Source organism: Enterococcus sp. DIV1368d, from assembly GCF_050542975.1.
GTDB classification, from domain to species: Bacteria; Bacillota; Bacilli; order Lactobacillales; family Enterococcaceae; genus Enterococcus_D; species Enterococcus_D casseliflavus.
Genome location: NZ_CP172939.1, coordinates 385883 through 405453, shown reverse-complemented (window position 1 = coordinate 405453; position 19571 = coordinate 385883). Strand labels below are relative to the sequence as shown.

General features: G+C 45.7%; 16 protein-coding genes and 1 other annotated feature (1 of these 17 cut by a window edge). Of the genes, 1 reads left to right on the top strand and 15 read right to left on the bottom strand.

Features of this window, described 5'->3' with window-relative positions:
• Window positions 1-89 precede the first annotated feature (89 nt).
• From argB to IGJ44_RS01860, 11 genes are all read right to left on the bottom strand, one after another.
• On the bottom strand, window positions 90-851 hold the full coding sequence (gene argB, locus IGJ44_RS01910; RefSeq protein ID WP_074535346.1) for an acetylglutamate kinase: 762 nt from the start codon (window positions 849-851) through the stop codon (window positions 90-92).
• A gap of 35 nt (window positions 852-886) precedes the next feature.
• Entirely contained in the window at window positions 887-2077 is a 1191-nt protein-coding gene (gene argJ / locus IGJ44_RS01905) for a bifunctional glutamate N-acetyltransferase/amino-acid acetyltransferase ArgJ (RefSeq protein WP_430606055.1), read from the bottom strand.
• A gap of 78 nt (window positions 2078-2155) precedes the next feature.
• Complete coding sequence (gene argC, locus IGJ44_RS01900) at window positions 2156-3178, bottom strand: N-acetyl-gamma-glutamyl-phosphate reductase (RefSeq protein ID WP_074535348.1); 1023 nt, start codon at window positions 3176-3178, stop codon at window positions 2156-2158.
• 146 nt (window positions 3179-3324) lie between these two features.
• Entirely contained in the window at window positions 3325-4470 is a 1146-nt protein-coding gene (locus IGJ44_RS01895; RefSeq protein ID WP_074535349.1) for an acetylornithine transaminase, read from the bottom strand.
• Between the two features lie 203 nt (window positions 4471-4673).
• The gene (locus tag IGJ44_RS01890; RefSeq protein WP_151195938.1) at window positions 4674-6554 is read right to left on the bottom strand and encodes an ABC transporter ATP-binding protein; all 1881 of its coding nucleotides are present in this window, start codon (window positions 6552-6554) and stop codon (window positions 4674-4676) included.
• On the bottom strand, window positions 6551-8278 hold the full coding sequence (locus tag IGJ44_RS01885) for an ABC transporter ATP-binding protein (protein ID WP_167826651.1): 1728 nt from the start codon (window positions 8276-8278) through the stop codon (window positions 6551-6553). Before IGJ44_RS01885 ends, IGJ44_RS01890 begins: the two co-directional genes overlap by 4 nt.
• Window positions 8271-8939: a TetR/AcrR family transcriptional regulator gene (locus tag IGJ44_RS01880; RefSeq protein ID WP_005227217.1), complete on the bottom strand. Its 669-nt coding sequence runs from the start codon at window positions 8937-8939 to the stop codon at window positions 8271-8273. Before IGJ44_RS01880 ends, IGJ44_RS01885 begins: the two co-directional genes overlap by 8 nt.
• 266 nt (window positions 8940-9205) lie before the next feature.
• Window positions 9206-10237, bottom strand: coding sequence for an LPXTG cell wall anchor domain-containing protein (locus tag IGJ44_RS01875; RefSeq protein WP_167826650.1), 1032 nt, complete (start codon window positions 10235-10237; stop codon window positions 9206-9208).
• Window positions 10238-10365: 128 nt separating this feature from the next.
• On the bottom strand, window positions 10366-12378 hold the full coding sequence (locus tag IGJ44_RS01870; protein ID WP_167826649.1) for a glucose PTS transporter subunit IIA: 2013 nt from the start codon (window positions 12376-12378) through the stop codon (window positions 10366-10368).
• Window positions 12378-13286 (bottom strand): N-acetylmuramic acid 6-phosphate etherase, encoded by a 909-nt coding sequence (gene murQ, locus IGJ44_RS01865; RefSeq protein WP_010748684.1) that lies wholly within the window; start codon window positions 13284-13286, stop codon window positions 12378-12380. Before murQ ends, IGJ44_RS01870 begins: the two co-directional genes overlap by 1 nt.
• A complete protein-coding gene (locus IGJ44_RS01860; RefSeq protein WP_167826648.1) occupies window positions 13279-14343 on the bottom strand; it encodes a DUF871 domain-containing protein in 1065 nt (354 codons plus the stop codon). The genes murQ and IGJ44_RS01860 overlap by 8 nt, the downstream gene beginning before the upstream one ends.
• Window positions 14344-14589: 246 nt before the next feature.
• On the opposite strand from IGJ44_RS01860, the gene def reads away from it, so the two are divergent.
• Window positions 14590-15153, top strand: coding sequence for a peptide deformylase (def, locus tag IGJ44_RS01855; RefSeq protein WP_123833746.1), 564 nt, complete (start codon window positions 14590-14592; stop codon window positions 15151-15153).
• Between the two features lie 78 nt (window positions 15154-15231).
• On the opposite strand, the gene IGJ44_RS01850 is transcribed toward def, so the two are convergent.
• From IGJ44_RS01850 to IGJ44_RS01835, 4 genes are all read right to left on the bottom strand, one after another.
• Entirely contained in the window at window positions 15232-16440 is a 1209-nt protein-coding gene (locus IGJ44_RS01850) for a M20 family metallopeptidase (RefSeq protein WP_015508853.1), read from the bottom strand.
• Window positions 16441-16502: 62 nt separating this feature from the next.
• Window positions 16503-17342 carry a MetQ/NlpA family ABC transporter substrate-binding protein gene (locus IGJ44_RS01845; RefSeq protein ID WP_005227209.1) on the bottom strand — a complete coding sequence of 280 codons (840 nt, stop codon included), beginning with the start codon at window positions 17340-17342 and terminating at the stop codon, window positions 16503-16505.
• A gap of 52 nt (window positions 17343-17394) precedes the next feature.
• Entirely contained in the window at window positions 17395-18075 is a 681-nt protein-coding gene (locus IGJ44_RS01840) for a methionine ABC transporter permease (protein WP_010748680.1), read from the bottom strand.
• A complete protein-coding gene (locus IGJ44_RS01835) occupies window positions 18076-19152 on the bottom strand; it encodes a methionine ABC transporter ATP-binding protein (RefSeq protein ID WP_010748679.1) in 1077 nt (358 codons plus the stop codon).
• Window positions 19153-19512: 360 nt separating this feature from the next.
• Window positions 19513-19571, bottom strand: a binding site (T-box leader); it runs 180 nt beyond the window's last position.

Sequence of the window (19571 nt, the reverse complement as noted above, 5' to 3'; positions counted from 1 at the left end):
TTTAGAGAAAACAAGAAGAAAAGCACAGAAAAGTCAGAATTTTGCATTTTTATGAGTAGAGAAGAGGCATTTGGGTGTTGCTAATGGCTTCAGCTACAGACAGCTGCGGCTGGACTTGCCGCGAGGATCTGGGTTCCTAAACGATCGATTCGATCGGTGATACAAACGGCAGCTACCCCTGCTTTCAAGGCTTTCTGCGCACTTTTTAGTTTTGGCAGCATGCCGCCTGTGACTACTTCTTCGGTGATCAAACGGGGGATCTCTTCAAAAGAAACAGCCGATAACCACTGGCTTTCTTGCTTGATCCCAGGGACATCCGTCAACAAATATAGTTTTTCGGCTTGTAAACTGGCAGCAACCTGACACGCTACTTCATCGGCATTGATGTTCAGCCATTGCCCCTCTGGGGTAATTCCTAGCGGTGCTAGGATCGGGACATGTTTTTTCTCTGTCAAGAGCTGCAGGAAAGCAGCGTTGATTTGTTGAACCTTCCCCACCTGTCCTAATTTTTCTTCATCAATGACTTCTCCTTGAATCAGTTGATCACAGCCAGCATTCAGTCCTACGGCATGGAACCCAGCTTGCTGGAAAGCGGTCGTGATTAGCGGTTGAACTTGTCCCAAAAGGACCATTCTAGTTACTTCAAGCGTCTGGGGGTCGGTCACCCGCAGGCCGTCTTTGATCGTGACTGTCAACGCCATTTTCTCCATCATTTCTGAGATGTAGTGACCGCCGCCATGGACGATGACTACTTTTTTGCCCGCAGCTTGCCAGTCTGCTATCGTCTCAAAGAATGACGGGGTTAAATTGTCTGAGGCGACACCGCCGATTTTTACTACGATCGTTTCCATCTACTCGCTCCTTTTTGTCTAGTACCTGATTTCTTTCAGGTATGATATAGTGCGTTGATTTTCACATAGTCATACGTCAGATCACAGCCCCAAGCGGTGCCAACGCCTGCCCCTTCTTTCAGCTCGACAGCGACTTTGACTTCATTTTCCGCCAACTGTTCTTGCATGATGGTTTCGTCAAAAGCTACCGGTGTCCCTTGGACAAAAACGGGAATGTCGGCTAATGCGATCGATACCGCTGCTGGATCGATGGGTTGCCCACTATAGCCCACTGCACATAAGATACGCCCCCAGTTTGGGTCTTTGCCAAAGAGGGCTGTTTTGACCAGCGGCGAACCGACGATGGTTTTGCTGATCATGCGGGCTGCTTCATCGGTCACAGCTCCACTCGTGTGAGCTTCGATCAATTTGCTGGCGCCTTCTCCGTCCTTCGCAATTGCTTTGGCTAAGGCGGTCAGAACTGCTTTAAGCATCCCTTTAAACTCATGATAAGCTGGCGTATCGGCTTCGATCGTTGGATTTTTGGCTAACCCGTTGGCTAAAACTAACACCATATCATTGGTAGATGTATCACCATCGACCGTGATTTGATTAAAGGTGACATCGGTCAACTCTTTCAGCAGTGTTTGCAAGAGTGCTGACGAGATCGCTGCATCCGTCGTAACAAATGCCAGCATCGTGGCCATATTGGGATGGATCATACCAGACCCTTTGGCACAGCCCGCAACAGTCACCGTTTTGTCAGCGATCGTTGATTGGATGACACTGCTTTTTTCAGTCAGATCCGTCGTCAAAATCGCTCTTTGAAACCGGTGGGCATCCCCTTGCCTGTTTAGTTGCTGAATCCCTGCAGTGATTTTTTCCATCGGTAAGCTCTTGCCAATGATTCCGGTGGAGGCTACCGCAAAGGCTTCGGGACTCGTATGCAGCTGGTCTGCTGCCAATTCTGCCATCTCTTGTGCATCTTTTAAACCTTGCTCCCCGGTACAAGCATTGGCATTGCCCGCATTGACGATTACGCCTTGCAAGGTGCCTGCTTGCATTTTTTCCTTTGTAACGAGAATGGGCGCCGCTTGTACTTGATTGGTGGTAAAGACTGCCGCAGCACTGGCTGGCACTTCAGAGACGATCCAACCAAGATCGACTTTCTCTTTCTTCAGGCCGCAATGCAGACCGTCGGCAAAAAAACCTTTGGGGGTTGCGATCGTTCCTTTGATTTCTTTCATTTTCTTTCCTCCTACTGCCACCTTTTGGCGGGTTATCCACTGGCTGGCACGAGTATCCTCACGCGTCTGTTGGCTATTTTATGGATATAACGGTGCTTGCATAAGACCGGTCGTTTCTGGTATGCCTGCCCATCGGTTGAAGTTTTGGATTGCTTGGCCAGCAGCCCCTTTGCCTAAATTATCGATCACTGCGACAACGGTTAACACTTGGGTCAGTGGATTGAAGCATATGCCAATGTCACAAAAATTCGTTCCCGTCACTTGCCGCAGCTCTGGCAGCTTTCCTAACGGTTGCACTCGGACAAACGGATGGTTTTGATACGTTTTTACGTACTGCTCATAGATGTCCTCTTGCGAAATCGCGTCTTTGATAGGCGCATAAAGCGTCATAAAGATCCCTCTTTTGACAGGCAGTAAGCTGGTAGAAAATTGGATCGGCGGCATTGCCTGATCCCATTGTTGAAACTGTTGCATGATCTCGGGAATATGCTGATGCTGATTTGGCTTATACATCGTCATGTTATCCGCAGCGGTTGCAAAGTGACTGCTGTCAGTCAATTTCTTTCCAGCACCCGATAAGCCCGACTTGCCATCAAAAATCAACGTGCCGCTGAATAGTTTTTGCTGAACCAACGGCGCAGCCGCTAAAATGGCAGCAGTCGCATAACAGCCTGGATTGGCGATCAAATTGCCAGAAGTCGTTGCAAACTCAGGCAGCGAATAGGTCGCTTGTGCCAACAACTCGGCAGGTGCAGCTTCTTGGTGATACCATTTTTGATAGCTATCCCGATCCTTCAATCGCAGATCACCAGAAAGGTCAATCACTGGAAAGTCATTTGCGACAAAAGTCGCTGCGAGTTCTTTGCTGATTCCAGCAGGAGTCGCAAAAAACACGAGTTGATTTTCCTTTTGGATTTTTTCTGCATCAAAAGGTTCGATCAGCCGCTCTGTCAGTCCAATTAAATGAGGATACAAAACAGATGAATTTTCATGCATAGAATGACTATGCAAGGTGCCCACCTCCAATTGGGGATGTTGCTGGATCAAACGAATCAATTCAATTCCGGTATACCCTGTTACACCAACGATTGCTGCCTTCAAACACGTCACTCCTCAAAAGAATTTACTTAAGATTATAAGAAACTCCCATCGCTCTGTCAATGATTATTTATAAAACTATTCAAAGTTAATTCGCTATTATTCGGTTTTTATAAGAAAAAAAGCCCGAAAAATCTATTTTTATGCAATTATGCTAAGACTGCTTGTAAAATCGCCAAGGCTGCTTGCGTTTCCTCTTGCGAGATCGTTAAGGGTGGCAGCAAGCGCAAAACCTTGGTTCCCGCCTTTAATGCGAGGAGGCCTTGGTTCCGCAGTTGGTGCAACACGGATTGCAAGCTTTCCGAATCGGCTAATTCGATACCGATCATCAATCCTTTCCCACGAATCGCCTGCACCTTAGACAGTCCTTGCAATCCGTCGAGAAACTGCTGCTGGCGCAAGTGAACATTGACTTGAATGTCCTCTTCTTGCAACACACTGCAAACAGCACTAGCAGCGGCCATCGCTAATTTATTGCCACCAAAGGTCGAACCGTGACTACCGGGTCCAAAAGCCGTTTGCAAGTGGCTTTTGCCTAGCATTGCTCCGACAGGGATCCCGTTACCAAGCCCTTTTGCTACGGTAAAAAGATCAGGTTCAATGCCATATCCTTCAAAAGCAAACAGTGTTCCTGTCCGCCCCATCCCGGTTTGGATCTCATCCACCACCAGCAGGGCTCCCTGCTCCTGACAAAGGGCTGCCACCGCTTGGACCCACGCCACCTCAGCAGGGATCACGCCGCCTTCGCCTTGGATCAATTCTAAAAACACGGCTGCCGTCTGCTCATCTAAAACGGCTTGCAGTGCCTCAAGGTCATTAAACGGTACATACACCATCTCTGGTACTAACGGTCCAAACCCATCATGGATACTACTCTGCCCAGTCAAAGACATCGCGCCAAAGGTCCGACCATGGAAAGATTGTTCAAAACTAATAACCTTACTACGTCCCGTCGCTTTGCGAGCCAGCTTTAAAGCAGCTTCGTTCGCCTCAGCGCCACTATTGCAAAAATAAGCTAGATACGGCTCGTCTGAGGCGCTCTTTTGATTTTGGGTCAGCTTTTGGGCAACTTCTTCTTGCAACTGGCTGTCATACAAATTCGGCACATGCCAAATCTGCTCTGCTTGTGTCATCAATGCGGCTTGCACTTTGGGATGCCCATAACCGAGATTAACGACCCCGATGCCGCTTGTTAAATCTAAATATTGTTTGCCTTGCGAATCTACCACATAGCTGCCATTGCCTTGCTGGATATCGATGGGTAAACGGCTGTAATTAGGAAAAAGATGACTCATTGGGTTCACTCCTTGTCTTGGATTATTCGAAATTATGAATTAATATACATTTTAATCCAGTTAATTGCAATAAATATTTAAAATAAAGCGATAAAATTCATAAAAAAAAGAAAGCAGTGACAATCACTGCTTTCTTTCAGTCAACCTTTGGCGGTCTGTTTATCATCATTTGGGGAAGAATTTCTTTCATTACAAACAGTGGATCACGCCACTTCTTCTGAAAATTGACTGTTATACAGGTCTGCATAGAAACCGTTTTGTGCCATCAATTCCTCATGATTTCCAGTCTCAACAATGGACCCATGATTCATCACGATGATATTGTCAGCATCACGAATCGTAGAGAGACGGTGAGCAACCACAAAGCTGGTCCGATTTTCTAACAAACGACCCATTGCTTTTTGGATCAAGATCTCCGTCCGCGTATCGACACTAGAAGTTGCTTCATCCAAAATCAAAACGTCGGGATCCGCTAAGAAGGCGCGGGCGATCGTGATCAGCTGACGTTGACCTTGGGAGATGTTGCTGGCTTCTTCATTCAAGACCGTATCATAGCCTTCTGGCAATTTGCGAACAAAATCATCCACATGGGCAGCTTTCGCCGCAGCGATCACTTGCTCTTTGGTTGCTTTTTCATTTCCATAATGAATGTTGTCATAGATGGAACCAGTAAACAACCACGTATCTTGCAGCACCATCGAGATATTACTACGCAACTCATCACGAGTCAAGTCTCGGGTATCTTTGCCATCGTAACGAATGCTACCGCCAGAAACATCATAAAAACGTTCCAAGAGATTGATCAGCGTGGTTTTCCCAGCGCCGGTAGGTCCTACGATAGCCACCATCTCACCAGCTTTGACATCCAGATTAAAATCGGTCATCAATAATTTGTCTGGGGTATAACCAAATTGAACATGATCGAAACGAACTTTGTATTCACTGTCTTCCACTGGCAATCCAGAAGGCTCATCAGTCATTTCTTCTTCATCCAAGACTTCAAAGACCCGTTCAGCAGATGCAACGGTTGATTGGATGGTGTTCAGCAAGCTAGCGATTTGAGTGATCGGTTGAGAGAATTGATTGGTGTATTGCAAGAATGCTTGCACATCCCCTAACGTCATGTTCCCATTCGCCACTTTGATCCCACCAAGGACAGCCACGAAGACATAGCCTAAGTTTTTAATGAAGTTCATCAAAGGCATAATGATCGCTGAAATAAATTGGGCTTTCCAACCAGCGGAATACAGACGGTCATTTTCTTCTTCAAAAACGACTTGATCGGCGGCTTCATGGTTGAAGGTTTTGACAACGGTATGACCGCCGTAAGTTTCTTCGACTTGGTCATTGAGCAATCCTAAACTTTTTTGTTGTGCCGCAAAGAATTTTTGCGATTTTGGTGCGACGATCATCACGACGATCAAGCTTAAAGGAACCGTTGCTAAAGCAACCAAAGTCAGTTGCCAACTGATCGTCAGCATCATCCACAAAACCCCGATAAAGGTCACGACACTCGTAATAAATTGGGTCAAGTTTTGTTGCAGGGTACTTGCGATATTATCCATATCATTGATCGCCCGTGACATGATATCCCCATTTGAGTGAGTATCATAGTAAGAGATCGGCAAGCGGTTCATTTTTTCATCTAAGTCACGACGCAGCTCATAAACCGTCCGTTGCGAGACACGGGTCATAATAAACTGTTGTAGAAAGTTGAAGACGGCTGAAATCACATACATGCCGATCGCGATCAAAATGATTTGACCAACTTTCTCAAAATCGATAGGAAATTCTGTTACCTGTTGGCCGGCTTGCATCTGCTGCGCACCGATCATGACACCTTTAAAAATTTCAGTGGTCGCTTCCCCTAAAATTTTCGGTGTTTGGATTTGGAAGATCACGGCTGCGATCGCTAAAACGAAGACGGCAATGATAGCGATGGAGCGTTTCGACATGTACCCGAAAAGCCGTTTGACCGTCCCCCAAAAGTTTTTTGGTTTTGGTCCTTTGGCACCGATGTTACGGCCTGGACCGCCGCCCATTGGTCCGCCACGGTGTTGTGTTGTTGTTTTCTTTTCACTCATGCAAGATCCTCCTCTCTCAATTGTGAAGAAACGATTTCTTGGTAGGTTTCATTGTCTGCCATTAATGATTCATGGGTTCCTTTTCCTACGAGTTTTCCTTCATCCAATACTAAGATCGTATCGGCATCCATGACGGTGCTGACCCGTTGGGCAACCACGACCATAATGCTGTCTTGCATGTCGCGTTTCAGCGCTGCTCGTAAGTTAGCATCGGTTTTGAAGTCCAGTGCGGAGAAGGAATCATCAAAGACATAGACATCTGCTTGTTTCACTAACGCACGAGCGATCGCTAAACGTTGACGTTGTCCACCAGAGAAGTTGCCGCCGCCTTGTTCTACACGGCTATCTAAGCCATCTGCCAGTTCGGAGACAAAATCTTTGGCTTGGGCAATCTCTAGTGCTTGCCAGATTTCTTCATCTGATGCATCGGGTTTTCCGTATTTCATATTTTCACGAATGGTACCAGAAAACAGTACCGCTTTTTGCGGAACAAAGCCCACGACTTCTCGTAGATTGTGCTGGGTGACTTCTGCAATATTGACCCCATTGATTTTGATTGCACCAGACTCCATATCGTACAAACGAGGCAAGAGATTGACTAAGGTCGTTTTCCCTGAGCCCGTCCCACCGATGATGGCAACAAAATCACCAGATTTTGCTTGAAAATCGATATCTTCCAACGCCAATTTCTCAGCGCCTTGGTAGCGATACGCCACATGGTCAAAGGCCAAGGTTGCTTGGTCCCCTTGTAAGCTCAATGTCGCTGGTGTTTTTGGATCGAGAATTTCATCTTCTTCATTTAAGACTTCGTTGATCCGATCAGCTGATGCTTGGGCTCTTGGCACCATCACGAAGATCATGGACAGCAACATAAAGCTGATCAAAATTTGCATTGCATAGGTCATAAACGCAATCAAGTTTCCGACTTCTAAAGTCATTTCGGCAATATAATGACCCCCAAACCATGTGATGGCAATGTTCGTCCCACTCATGATCAACGTCATCAATGGCATCATCAATGCGACGATGGTGTTTACTTTAATCGCGGTGTGGGTGTAATCTTTGTTGGCTTCATCAAAGCGATTCGCTTCATAATCCGTCTTGTCAAATGCCCGAATAACGCGGACCCCCGTCAAGCCTTCACGAAAGACTAAGTTCAAACGGTCGGTTTTCTTTTGCATACTTTTGAATAAAGGAACGGCAAAATACATAATACCGCCGACCAATACTAGCATGATAGGAATAACGACTAAAAAGATTCTCGTTAATTGGGCATCTTTTTGATAGGCCAAGAAACTCGCCCCAATCAGTGTGATCGGTGCATTGATCATCATACGTAAAAACATTTGCGTCACCATTTGAATTTGGTTGACGTCGTTGGTGGTTCTTGTAATCAATGATGCGGTCCCAAATTTATCAAAAGATCGAGAAGAAAAATTCTCAACTTTTTGGTAAATGTCCGAACGTAGTTTTTGTCCTAATTTTTGTGATTCTCTTGTTGCGAAATACGTATTTCCTAAAGCGGCGATGATACTGATCAATGAAAAGCCGATCATGTAAAAGCCGGTTTTCCAAATGTAATCAATGTCGCCTGTCGCCACCCCATTGTTGATAATATTGGAAGTCAATGTCGGTAGATACAAATCAGAAACGACTTGGATCACCATAAACACCACTGCCATGATTATGGAAATGACGGATACGCGTTTTATCAGCTTAATCATAGGTTTCCCCTCTTTCTTTTTTTGCGCCCTCTCTTAACCAGCGGACTTTACTGTTGAAATCAGCGATCGCTTCGGCAGGATCATAGTCTGGATCAAACGCTGATTGGCGATAGGCTTCGGCAATCGTCGAAAAGACGGTATGCATCAGCAGCTGGATCAGCATTTTCAACTCATGGTCGTCTTTGACTTTCAATAAATCTTTGTCGACCTCTGACAAAAAGATGGCTTGCTGCTTCTGCCGATCGGCTTTGTTTTCTTGATGCATCTTGTGCTGCATCTCTGGCACGACTTTATGGAAGGAACGATAATCCATACTCATAAATAAATTGCGGTAAAAGTTTGCGTTTTTGCCTTTGAAAACCTCGGCGATCATCCGTGAAAAGTACCATTCGAACCCCGCAAACAGATCCCCGTTTTCATGTTGGATCGATTTCAGCAGATCTCGCTGACTATTTTTTTTCAACGTATGGAAATAATAGTAATAAAGATCTTCTTTGTTTTCGAAGTATTGGTAAAAACTCCCGCGAGGAATCTCGGCATCTTTGATGATGTTGGCGATCGAGGCGTCTTTGAGCGGCAGTCTTGAGAATTCTTTTTTCGCCGCATTTAAGATGCGCTTTTGTTTTTCTGGCGGCAAGTGAAAAAATGTATCGGTCGGCATCACAAGCAACTCCTTTCTAATTTAAAATAAATCACAGCTCTCGATATGACACGTTGTCATATGACACTGTGTCATTATACACCCCTCACCAGAGAATGCAAGAATTTAAATTTGACTTTTTTATGAAGGAATCGATTCTGGTCTTTTTATAAAGGGCGTTATTTGAAAAGAAATAACCAATGAAATTTCTGAAAACAAAAAACCTTCGTTTCCCTGATGGAAAACGAAGGTTGCTATTTTTTCATTCTGACGATTATAAATAACAATCATTTTTTCTTGCGGCGCCATAGAATCAAGAAAACAATCAGCAGCAGGATAACACCTGCGATCAGTAAGGTATAGCTTGGCGCTTCATTGGTTTTAGGTAATGTTTTTTCACCATCGGCAGTAGCGTTGGCCTCTTTCGAAGAAGTCGTTGTCGCTGTTTCTTGAGCACTCGTCGATGTTGCGGTCGCTTCTTCAGTCGTACTCGTTTGCGTGCCTGTAGGCAGATACATGGAATCATTTGCCGCTTGAATGATATAAGAGATCCGTCCTGGGACAAAGGCACCTGGATCGACTTGCATCTCCTGTTCCATCTGATTTAAATTGGTCAAAATTGAGATCATCCATTCGTTGGAAACGGCTTGATTCAAATGTAAAAAGACTCCGTCTGCTGGATAGACGACCCGTAAATATTCCTGCAGCTGATCCACAACAGGAATCAAGTCAGCAAAACTGGCGTAGCTATTTGCATCAAAAGCCAGTTGCGGCTCAATGGCTTCCCAGGATAACGTGTGATCGACAAACAAGGCACCGATGATTTTTGCTAAGTAAGCAATATCAAAGCCCATCGCATCACTGGAATAACGTAGCGCCAGGCGATTGCCATTGGTCAATTCTTCATCTGTCAACTGGTCCAACTGTTCTTGGGTAAATGCGGTCACACTTCCTTCAGTGATCCCTTGGGTTAAGGCGCTACGCAGCGAACTAGGTTCATCGGCTAACGTGTTGATCTCACTGACATCTTGCGTCCCCGTCTCTGCTTGGATCGAGGCAATAACAGCTTCGGAATCGACTGGTTCTTGATTCTCGGTAGTCGTAGTTTCTGAAACAGCGGATTGATCCGTCTCTTGATTTTCTACTGTACTTTCTTGGACAGCAGCTTGTGTCTGATCCGTTCCTGATTGCTCCTCTGATGAAAGCGTCTCGCTAACGGCAGCCTGATTGCCACTTTCACTCGTAGCTGTTTCATCTGCATGAACCATCAGTGGTGAAAAAGCCAGCGTCATTAGTCCGAACCAAATTATTTTTTTCATCCTCATTGCCTCCTCGAATGGGATCACTCCCTTTGTAACGAAACTGTAACATAAAGGAAAATTTTTCGCAATCTATTTAGTAACTTCTTAAAAAAAACCTCTATCTTTATCCGATAGAGGTTTTAACGTTATTTTATCGTTGCCACATGCATGACGGCTTGACCCGCTTTTGTTTCTGTTCCTGGTAACCCTTCGATATTGGCTACTTGCTCCATATTGGTGATGATCACGAGCATCTCAGAAGCTTTGCCTTTAGCCGTCAACTGTGCCAAATCGACTTGGGCAACTTGGGTAGCTGGTGTCACGGCTTGGCCTTCCTCCACCAGGATCTCAAAAGGTGCTCCTTGCAATTCGACGGTGTCAACACCCATGTGCAGCAGAATCTCTAGCCCGCTGGCAGTCTTGATCCCCAATGCATGTTTCGTGGGAAAAATCGTCGTGACGGTTCCTGCTGCTGGTGCATAGATCGCACCATTGTCTGGCAAGACGAAATACCCGTCGCCCATCATTTTTTGCGAAAATACCGGATCACTTGATGCACTGATTGCTTTTGTCGTGCCTGTGGCTACTGCGTATAAAGGGGTATCGATCGTTTCTTTTGATGGATTTGCTGTCGTTTCCTTTGCAGCCGTTTCACTCGTTTCTTTTGGTTGCGGTTGCACAGTAACGGTTGCAGCTGGTTTTTCTTCCTCTGCCTCGCTTTCTTTGACTGCTTCTAAGCGATCTTTCGGAATCCCAAAGAAGTAGGTGGCAACGAAGCCGCCAGCATAGCCTGCTAACAAGCCGAAAATATAGCCCATCCAACGGCCGTTGGCAATCAAGGGGATCAAAGCTAGCCCTGATGGTCCAATCGCCTTTGCGCCGATATTTGTCAAAGCGCCAATGACCGCACCACCGATCCCACCACCAATACAAGCAGTGATAAATGGTCGACCTAATGGCAACGTCACTCCGTAGATCAATGGTTCGCCGATGCCTAAGATCCCAACTGGCAATGCGCCTTTGATCATTTCAGAAAGCTCTTTGTCTTTACGTAGTCGTACCCATAAGGCTAAAGCTGCACCGACTTGACCAGCACCAGCCATGGCTAAGATCGGTAATAATTGCGTGCTGCCTGTTGCTTCGATCATTTGAATGTGGATCGGGGTCAAAATTTGATGCAAACCAAACATGACCATTGGTAGGAAGGCCGCCCCTAAGACAAACCCAGAGAAAGCACCGCCCACGTTCAAGACCCAAGTGATCGAACCGACTAAGCTGTCAGAGATCAGACCTGCCAATGGCATGATCAAGAAAATCTCCGTCAAACCGATGATCAGCAAACACAACGTCGGGGTCACGATAATATCGATCGCTTCAGGAATCACTCGATGCAGCACTGCCTCTAATTTCGCCAAAAGCCATACTGCGAAGATCACACCGATGATCCCTCCTTGGTTGGCAGCTAAAGCTTCGCCAGTGAACAAGTTTTGGATCGGGGCTTCTGGGTTCATACCTGTCAGCAAGATGATCGAACCGATCACGCCACCAAGGGTTGGATTGGCTTTAAAGACCTGCGCTGCATTGACCCCAGTAAAGATCGCTAAATAGGTGAACATCCCATTTCTGAGGACGTTTAAAATCATGACATAATAATTCCAAGTATCTCCATCTAATCGGCCAGCCGTGATCATGTTGGTCAGAACAGAAGCGATCCCTGCGACGAGTCCTGCACCAACGAAGGCTGGAATCATTGGAACAAAGATATTAGAAATATCTTTCAGCAGCGACTTTAATGGTGATGATTTTTGTTTGGCTTTTTGGGCTGCTTTCATCTCTGCCGTTTTTTCTGATAACGCCTCTTTGCCTGATTTTTGCGGTGGGATCTCTTGTCCTAAATCAACACCAGCTTTTGCCACCATTGCATTGGCTACTTTGTTGACTTTCCCTGGTCCGATAATGACTTGCAGCTGCTCGTCATTGACGACACCCATCACACCGGGAATCTCTTTTAACCCTTGTTGATCGACCTTATCGTGGTCGCGGACGGTCATTCGTACGCGAGTCATACAGTGATTGACTGTTTCTACGTTGTCCATTCCGCCGGCTTCTTGAAAAATCTTCTCCGCTAACTCTTCTACCGTCAGTGTTTCTTTTGCCATTACTTTTCTCCTCCTAACGCCGTTTTGACAAACCCTTGTGCCGTGGCAAGTTTTGCTTGTGCTTCGTCTTTCGTGCTATCAGTCAACAGCATCACGATCGCCAATTTGACATTCTGATCTGCTTCTTCAAATGCCGCGGCGGCTGTTTCATAATCAGCTTCAGTCGCCTGCATGATGATCCGTTTTGAGCGTTCCACCAATTTTTCGTTGGTCGCTTTCACGTCGACCATCAAATTATTGTAGACTTTGCCGATCCCTACCATCGATAACGTCGAGATCATATTCAAAATCAGTTTTTGGGCAGTCCCAGATTTCAAACGAGTCGAACCTGTCAGAAATTCTGGTCCACAATCGACCTCGATTGGAAAGCTGGCATGCTGAGAGATCTCCGCGTCTTTATTACAAGCGATCGTAGCCGTTGTGGCACCGAGCTCATTGGCATAGTCAAGCGCCCCGATCACGTAAGGGGTTCTGCCACTGGCAGCGATCCCGATCACCATATCATTTTGGTTCAACTTCAAATCGACAAGGTCTTGTTTGCCTAGCGTTAAGGAGTCTTCTGCTCCTTCGACAGCGACCGTCATCGCTTCTTCGCCACCGGCGATCAGACCGACCACCATCTCAGGTGATACCCCAAAGGTTGGGACACATTCGGCCGCATCCAAGACGCCTAATCGACCACTCGTCCCAGCGCCAAGATAAATCAAGCGTCCGCCCTTTTTAAAAGCGACGATGGTTTGTTCAATCACTTTTTCAATACTAGGAATTTCTTTTTCCACCGCATAGGCAACTTTTTGATCTTCTTGGTTCATTTTTTGACACGCTTCTAAAATCGTCATTTCATCTAAATTGCTCGTTTCACTATTGCGTCGTTCGGTCGTTAATTTGTCTAAATTGATTTTATTCATCGGAATCATCTCTTTCTAATTTAAATCGCATCCCTGCTTTGATTTGTTGGATCAACGGCAGATCGGCTGGTATCACCTGAGCGGCGAGGTTGACTTTTGGGTCTGCCGGCAAAGGTCGTTTGCACACCTGGATCTCTCCCATATAGCGCAAGTACTCTTGGTTATCGATCGTCACAGCCCCCACTGGCCGCTCTTGACTCAGTTCAGGTTTGACTTCTGGAACGGCATTGAAACGGGCATCGGCGCTGCGCAAGACATCCCGAGCTTCATCGTAACGATTTTGGTGATTCCCTAAGACGTGTTCAAAGTAAGTGGAACCAAGATCTTTGACCCGCAAAACGATCCGCGCTTCTTGCAGATACGTCGCAAACTGCTGGGCACTTTTTTCAGAAACCATGCCATCGCCAATGTAAACAGCATCGACTGAGCCAGTTGCCAATAAGTCGATCGCTGCGGCAAAAGGCGACCAGTTGCGGTGTCTTTCCAGTGTGGGTAATCCTTGAAATAACGGTCCGCGTTTTTTGGCATCCCCTGGAACAAAGGCTTGGACGAAAAAGCCTTGTGCTTTCAACCAGCGGTTCTTCTCCTGAAACCAGCCAACATCCAGTCCCGTTTCTGGTCGGGGGTAATAATTGTGCCAAGCTTCCAAACGAGTAAAATCGGCTCCATACGCCTGCAGTTCTCGAATGTCTTTTTCCGTCAATGTACTGGCATTCAAACTGATGGTCATTTCTTTTGAAAAAGCTGCGATTTGCTGATTGTCGATCGCATAATCCATTCGTAAACCAGTGACACCGATCTCCCTTAGTTCCGCCAGATTGTCGATGGAAAAGCCCGCTTCTGCTAATGCGTTTCCAGAAATATCTACCATTAAAGACAGCTGATGGTCTTTTGCGAAACCTCCCAAGTCCGTCAAACGCTGCCGATAAGTACTGCGATCATCTTCTGGTATGTGCATGGAGGTGAAAATCCCTTTAAAGCCTGATGCCATCGCAGTCATCTGCTCAAGTTCTGCTGCCGTCAAGTCTTCGTTCATAAATACAGAAAAGCCGAACATCTCTTTGCCTCCTTGGTGGGTCACTTTCGTGATACCGTTTTCTATAAAAGCATTATAACTGATTCTTCCTCTGTTCGCAACTATATTTCATAATTAAATCATTAATATAGAAATATCGTTTCATTTAATAAGAAAGCTTTACCGTTTAAACTTTCTTATGCCCTTCTTTCTACACTTATGGTACACTTTATTAGGAACGAAACTTGCTTTCGTCATTTTTACATAGTAGGAGGAATCACATCATCAATGATTACAATGGATGATATTATTCGCGAAGGCAATCCAACCTTGCGTGAAGTAGCAAAAGAAGTACCTTTTCCTTTGAGCGAAGAAGATATCGCACTAGGAAAAGAAATGATGACCTTTTTAGAAAATAGCCAAGACCCAGTCAAGGCAGAAGAACTTGAATTAAGAGGCGGCGTTGGTCTAGCAGCTCCTCAATTAGATATTTCAAAACGAATCACAGCGGTCCTCGTCCCTAGTAGCGACCCAGAAAAAACAGAACCTGATTTTAAAGATGTTCTATACAATCCCAAAATTTTAAGTCATTCCGTGCAAGAAGCTTGTTTGGGTGAAGGCGAAGGCTGTCTGTCCGTGGACCGTGAAGTCCCTGGCTACGTGGTACGCCATGCCCGGATCACGATCAGCTATTACGACATCAACGGCCAAAAGAAAAAAGTTCGTTTGAAGAACTATCCTGCGATCGTCGTTCAGCATGAGATCGATCATTTGAACGGGGTCATGTTCTACGATCATATCAATCAACAAAATCCTTTTTCATTGAAAGAAGGCATTTTAGTCATCGACTAACTAAAAAGTCTCTACCGACATTTTGCGGCAGAGACTTTTTTTCTATACTATTGACTATCTTCCTTCACGGTTTTGGCATTAATTGCCTTTCGCTAGGCTTTCTTGATGATCGGCTTTGATTTTTTCTAATAACGCTGGCTGCTCAAAAAGGTCTAATGCCGTCAGCGCTAAAAGTTCCGCCGCGATGGCGATCGATTGCAAGCCTTTTTCACTCTTGGCAGCGGCTTTGAATTCTTCCGAATGCCCCGCAATGTAATCATCTGAAATCGAAACAGTGGGTTGGATCGTTGGAATCACTTGGCTGACATTGCCGACATCAGACGAACCAAGGCTTGTTTTGGCTTCCGTATCGATCTCATCGGCAGGTACGCCCGCTTCTTGGGCATGGGCGAAGAAGATCTCATCAAAACTTGGTGTCACGATCACATCGTCGACGGAGTTTTGGAACAAACCAAATTCATAGGTCGCTCCCGTAGCTAAAGCGGCTCCTTTTACGATGTTTTCGACTTTCTCGTAGACATCATTCAAGGTTGCTCGATTGGCAGCTCGTAAATAAAAACGACCGGCTGCATATTCTGGCACGACATTGGCTGCCACGCCGCCATCGGTGATCACACCATGAATATTGACATCTTTTGGTAAATGCAGGCGCAACCCATTGATCCCGTTAAAGACTTGCAGCAATGCTTCTAACGCGTTGATGCCTTTTTCTGGTGCAGCTGCCGCATGGGAAGCCCGACCATAGAACTTGATATCCACTGGATCATTGGCTAATGAAGCCGTCGTTTTGCCATAGCGATGGGCTGGATGGACACAAAGAGCGGCATCGACATCATCGAAGAACCCTTCACGGACAAAACTGCCTTTAGCGGAACCATTTTCTCCACCTTCTTCTCCTGGCGTCCCATAGACTCGAATCTCCCCGCCTAGCTCATCGATGAAAGGTTGCAGAGCGCTGGCAGCTAAGACGGAATAAGTCCCGAAGAGATTGTGTCCGCAGGCATGACCGATGCCAGGTAACGCATCATACTCGGCTAAAAAGGCAATCGTCGGACCCGGTTTCCCACTGACATAGCGGGCATCAAAGCCGGTGCGATGTCCTGCGACATCCTTTTTAACAGCAAAGCCTTCTTTTTCTAATTGGGCGATTAGGGCATCGGCTGAGTAAAACTCATAGTTGCTGACTTCTGGGTGATTATGGATATCTAATGCCAAGGCTTGATAAGCGGCTAAACGCTCTTGGATAAATGGTTTGATGGCTGCTTTCGTAATAGTTGCTGTTGTCATAATCAAATCTCTCCTTTTTCTTACATGGTTTTTTTCAGTGTTTTTATCAAATTACATGGTGCTTATTTTGCCCCAAAGGTTTCCCAAGCAGGAACACTTGATCCTTTTGACGTTTCCTCGATGACTTTTTTCGTATCCTCTGTTTGGTAAGCAGCGACCACTTTTTGGTAAACTTCATTGTCTTCCTCTTCTTTACGGGCGGCAATGATGTTGACGTAAGGACGGGCCGTTTCATCAACAGGCTCTAAAAAGATCGCATCTTCGGTTGGTACAAATCCTGCATCCACCGCCATGCCGCTATTGATGACCGAAACATCGACATCCGAAAGTGCCCGGGCGGTTTGCGCTGCATCAAGTTCTGAAATTTCTAAGTTCAAACGGTTTTCTGTAATATCCGCGACCGTTGGTGTTTGTCCGGCTGCTTCATCCACTTTGATCAATCCAGCTGATTGTAATAAAAGCAATGCCCGACCACCATTGGTCACATCATTAGGGATCGCAACTTTAGCTCCTTCCGCCAAATCGTTGACATCCGTCACTTTGTCGGAATAAATGCCTAATGGCGCATTGACTGTATTGCCGATCGATACGAGATCAGTACCAAATTCTTCATTATAGTTGTCCAAGAAAAATTGGTGTTGGAATGAATTAAGGTCGATGGAACCATCAGCTAAAGCTGCGTTGGGTTGGTTGTAATCAGAGAATTGGACATATTCTAAATTGATGCCTTCGTCTTTCAAACGATCCTTGACATCATCCCAAACGTCGGTGTCCGCCCCGATCACCCCTAATTTCACCGTCACTTCTTCTTGGTCATTGGCTGCGGCACTACCATTGTTTCCGCATCCTGTAATAAATAATAATGCTGCCCCTAAGACGATTGATTGTACGATTTTTTTCATTTTTGCTTCCTCCATAGACTTGCTTGATTTTTTATTTGTACGTAAGTGGTGGTCAGTGTGATACTCGTTTAATGAGTAGGTTGCTGACAAATTGACTGATAAAAACGAATACTAAGATGATCAAGGTCGCCATGATCGTGACATCGGTCTGGAATCGGTTGTACCCGCGGGTGATGGCTAAGTTGCCTAAACCACCAGCGCCAACAGCTCCTGCCATGGCGGTCAATCCGATCACATTGATCACGGTCAATGCAGAGACCCGAATGATTCCCGCCACGCCTTCTGGTAAATAGACCCGAAAAATGATACCGAAAGGACTGGTGCCCATCGCTTCAGCTGCTTCTACGACACCGGGGTCAACTTCTAGCAAGGCGATCTCGATCTGCCGAGCAAAGAAGGGGATGATCCCAGCAATCAGAGGAACCAATGCTGCTGTTTCGCCGATGGTCGTTCCAACAAGGAATCGGGTAAAGGTTCCTAGTAACGTCAATAAGATAATAAAGGGGATCGAGCGGACCACATTGATGACTTTATCGAGAAATTCAAAGAGCGGTCGATTTTCTAAAATCCCATTCGGTCGAGTTACTACCAAGACGATCCCTAACAAGATACCTAAGATGCCCGCAATCAAAGAGGTCCAAAAAACCATATACAAGGTTTGGATCGTTGCTGTCACAAATTCATCTTGGATCGCAACAACATTGGGAAAATATCTTTCTAATAAGGCAGCCATCTAAAATCCTCCTTTAATCACATTGTTTAATGGTTCTGCATGATTTTCTTTTAAAATATTGGTGTAAACTCCTTGAGCCTTCAAGTATTCTAAGGCATGTTTACGCTGATGGTATTCGCCAGATAAGCTAACGACTAAGCTGCCGATCGGCACTTCTTGCAAGATCTCCACGTTGCCGTAAAGAATATTGGTGGTCACTTTGTAGCGGCTGTACAATTGGGCGATCAGTGGTTCATTGGTTTGATCGCCAACGTAGGACAGCTCCACCAGCCATTCATTTGGTGCCAAGGAAGAAAACTTCGAACTGCCAAGGATCGTTTCTAAGGCTTGGTCGATGTGCGTCGCCGTTCGGATGAAATCTTTGGTCAATGGTTTTTCTGGTTGACTGAAAATCTGAACGCTTGAACCTTGCTCAATAACTTCACCGTCTTCCATCACTGCCACTTTGTTGCAGATTTCTTTGACGACCTGCATTTCATGGGTAATGATCACGATGGTCAAACCGAGAGTCCGATTTAATTTTTTCAACAAAGCCAGTATCTGTAAGGTCGTTTTTGGATCAAGGGCGCTGGTTGCCTCATCACACAGCAAGATCTCTGGATCATTCGCTAACGCTCTGGCAATGGCGACCCGCTGTTTTTGTCCTCCAGATAGTTGGCTAGGAAACGCTTGGGCTTTTTCTTCCAATCCCACCAATGCTAACAGCTCGGTAACTTTTTGATGACGTTCCTGTTTGGACCGTCCCCCATATTTCAAGGAAAAATCCACGTTATCAAAAACATTGCGACTGTCCATCAAGTTGAAGTGCTGAAAGATCATTCCGATCGTTTTCCGTTTTTCTCGCAGGGCTTTCGCAGAAAGCGTGGTCAGCTCGGTACCATTGACGACGACGCTGCCGCTACTTGGGCGCTGCAATAAGTTGATCACACGGACGAGTGTACTTTTCCCGGCGCCTGAGTAGCCCACGATGCCGTAAACGTCCCCTTTGTCGATCTCGATCGATACGTTTTTGACCGCTTGGATCGCGGGTTTCTTTGGTTGATTGAATGTTACTGATATGTCTTTTAATGAAATCATCGTCTTCCCCCTAGTTCTTGTCTTTTTCAATAAAAAAAGGCATCCTCAAACAAGTCACCTGTGACTTGTTTGAGGACGCCTTTTTGCGTGTTACCACCTCAGTTTAAGCTGCACTCGCATACAGCTCCTTTTCGAGTACGATCATACTCTAGCCAGATAACGGTCGCTACCGTCGTCGCCTTGCAAACTACTGCTCGGAACGAATCACTCCTTGGCCATTTTCTAAAAGTCGTTTGATGCTTCTTTTCAGCTACCGAAGCTCTCTGTTGAAAAAACGTGCTTTTGTACTTACCAATTCTTCGTGTGTGGTGCTATTTGATTTTTGGGTATAAAAAAAATCCTTTTACCAGCGTTTGCTAGTAAAAGGACGAATACTCGTGTTACCACCTTTTGTTTAGAAGGTTTCCCTTCCCTCAACC